Consider the following 2,549-nt stretch of genomic DNA (forward strand, 5'->3'; position numbering starts at 1 on the left):
CCCCAAAGGTGTTCGCAAGGTTGTTCGTGCAGAAATACGTTGAGCGCTTTGACGTTGGCATGGTGCTTCCGCGCAGCAAGACGGGCCTGGAGCTCACTTACCGAGCAGCTTCCGCTGGCATGCTCGAGGACATTGACCGCGGCTTTGGTGGTGCACCTGACGCCGGGGACCTTATTGAGCCGCTCGCGGAACTGCAAGCCATCGCAGACGACGTCTCGAACGAACTGGAAACCTACCTCCGCTACCGAGAAGAAAGCCTGGATTCTTTGAGCGAGCTGAAAGCAGTCCACAAGCTGACCAGCGACTTGTCGACCTGCGAAACGCACGCACCTTACCGCGCACCACCGCCGCCGGTTGTCGCAACCACGCCTGAACCCGCGCAGGCGGCTGCTCCCCAGCCGGTAGCGGCACCCGCGCGAAAGGTCGTGCTTGATATGGGCAAGGTGGCCGCCCTCCAGAAGGACACAGCGCAGGTGACGGCGCGCTTGGGAGATATCTTTGCTGATACAACCTCTGAGCCTGTGCCTGCACCAGTCACTGCGCAGCTGAAACCAGGTCTCCAGTCGGTTAAGCCTGCCCTGGCTGTTAAGGGGCCGCCCCTTGCACCTTCATCGACGGTGGTGCTTGACATGTCCCGGGTAACTGCTCTCCAGATGGAAACTGCCCGAGTGACGGCCCTCTTGGCCAACATCTTTGTTGAGGAGACCCCTCCACCCGCTCTCGACCAAGCCACCCCTGCGGTGGAGGCCCCAGTGGAGGGAGTCCTGGGACTCGACCCGAGCCACTCCGCCTTCACCCGCACGCTGCTGTCGCGACCAGCCTGGACCCGCGCCGAACTTTTCACCGTCGCCCTTGACTGCAACGTGATGCTCGACGGTGCATTGGAGCGTACCAACGAGGCGGCACTTGATGCGTTTGATGAGGCCCTGACGGAAGGTGAAGACCCAGTCGTGGTCAATCAGGAGGTACTGGAGAAGCTCTTGTCGTGAAGTCTTTCAGTTGGCGCGTTGACGCGCTGGGATGTGTGCAGGCAATTCGATTGCCTCCCTTGATGGGAGCCGAAGAAAAGCTTTTCATCGTTGGTACCGTCCCCTTGAGGCCGCGCCGAGTTGCTAAGTCCGCTTTAGGGCTACGCTGAACAAGCCCTCGAAATTTCCCGCGCGAACGCGGAAGACGCCATTTTTTGGATTTTGTGGCCTCTTGCGCCGCCCATTTGGGCCGTTCGCAGGGCCTTGAGGCCCGATTTCCACCCTTACGGGCGCACCTGTCCCTGCAGTCGCCCTCGGGCAAGGAAAATGTTGGCCAGCGCCAAGGCCGTGAATGCGCGTGTGGCGTTCTTCTGCAGCCCGCGGTAGCGCACCTTGGTGAATCCCCACAGGCGCTTGACCACCCCGAACACATGCTCTACCCGAGCGCGGATGCGTGACTTGTTGCGGTTCTTGGCCCGCTGAACTTCGTCCACCTCGCCTGCACGGCGGGTGCGCTGGTTGGTGAAGTCTTTGGCTTGGGGCGCCTTGCCCCGGATCAGAGCCTTCTGGCTGGCGTAGGCCGAGTCGCCGTACACGCGCTGCTCGTTGCCATGCAGCAGATCGGGCAGCGGGTGTTTGTCATGCACGTTGGCCGCCGTCACCACGGCGCTGTGCGCCAGCCCGCTTTGGCTGTCCACGCCAATGTGCAGCTTCATGCCGAAATACCACTGCTGGCCTTTGCGGGTCTGGTGCATATCGGGATCGCGCGCCTTGTCGGCGTTCTTGGTAGAACTGGGCGCGGCGATGATGGTGGCATCCACGATGGTGCCGGTGTTGACCTTGAAGCCGCGCTCCTGCAATTGCTGGCCTACCTTGGCAAACAGGGCTTCACCCAGTTTTTGCTCATTGAGCAGTTTGCGAAACTTCAGCAGCGTGGTGGCGTCGGGCACGCGTTCGCGGCCCAGGTCAATCCCCACAAAGCGGCGCAGACTGGCACTGTCATACAGAGCCTCCTCGCACGCCAGATCGGCCAGGTTGAACCAGTGCTGAAGAAAATGGATGCGCAGCATGCGCTCAAGGCCAATGGGCGGGCGGCCGTTGCCTGCTTTGGGGTAGTGCGGCTCTATCACCTGGCACAGAGCGGCCCATGGCACTATTGTCTCCATGGTCCGCAAGAACTCTTCGCGTCGGGTGGGTTTGCGCGAATGCTCGAATCCGTTGTCTTGATCTGCGGCCATTGCCAAGGTCTGCTGCTTCATCTGCGGATAACGTTTGACCCCTCTCAATGGTGGACCTTAATCAGCGTTGCCTTAAGGCCGCGTCGGACAAGCCATGGCCGTGCCGCTCGCGTCATAGCAGGTGGCGCTGCGGCTCAAGCCGCTGTCCTTGCTGTAGCTGCTTTGTGTCTGCACGCTGTTGCCGGTGGCCGCACTGGTGGCGGTGGTGCTGCGGGCCTGCTCCACGCTGCCGTCGGCATTGCGGCTCGCCCCGCCGCTGCTGTGCAGGCTGCCCTGGGCATTTTGGGCGGACACCGTGCCGCTGTGGCTGGCACTGCCGTCTGCACTGCGGGTGGTGCTGCCC

At 62.1% G+C, this 2,549-nt stretch carries 2 protein-coding genes and 1 pseudogene; 1 reads left to right on the forward strand and 2 read right to left on the reverse strand.

Features of this window, described 5'->3' with window-relative positions:
- Positions 1–989 (forward strand): tellurite resistance TerB C-terminal domain-containing protein (locus WAQ08_RS06930; RefSeq protein ID WP_422190331.1); only part of this gene is annotated, 989 nt, incomplete at its 5' end.
- Positions 990–1,252: 263 nt separating this feature from the next.
- Here WAQ08_RS06930 and WAQ08_RS06935 read toward each other — a convergent pair.
- The gene (locus WAQ08_RS06935; protein ID WP_055392831.1) at positions 1,253–2,227 is read right to left on the reverse strand and encodes an IS5 family transposase; all 975 of its coding nucleotides are present in this window, start codon (positions 2,225–2,227) and stop codon (positions 1,253–1,255) included.
- A gap of 51 nt (positions 2,228–2,278) precedes the next feature.
- Positions 2,279–2,549: pseudogene (locus WAQ08_RS06940) on the reverse strand (hypothetical protein); the annotation flags it as partial.

The organism is Aquabacterium sp. (genome assembly GCF_049274795.1).
GTDB lineage: Bacteria > Pseudomonadota > Gammaproteobacteria > Burkholderiales > Burkholderiaceae_C > Aquabacterium.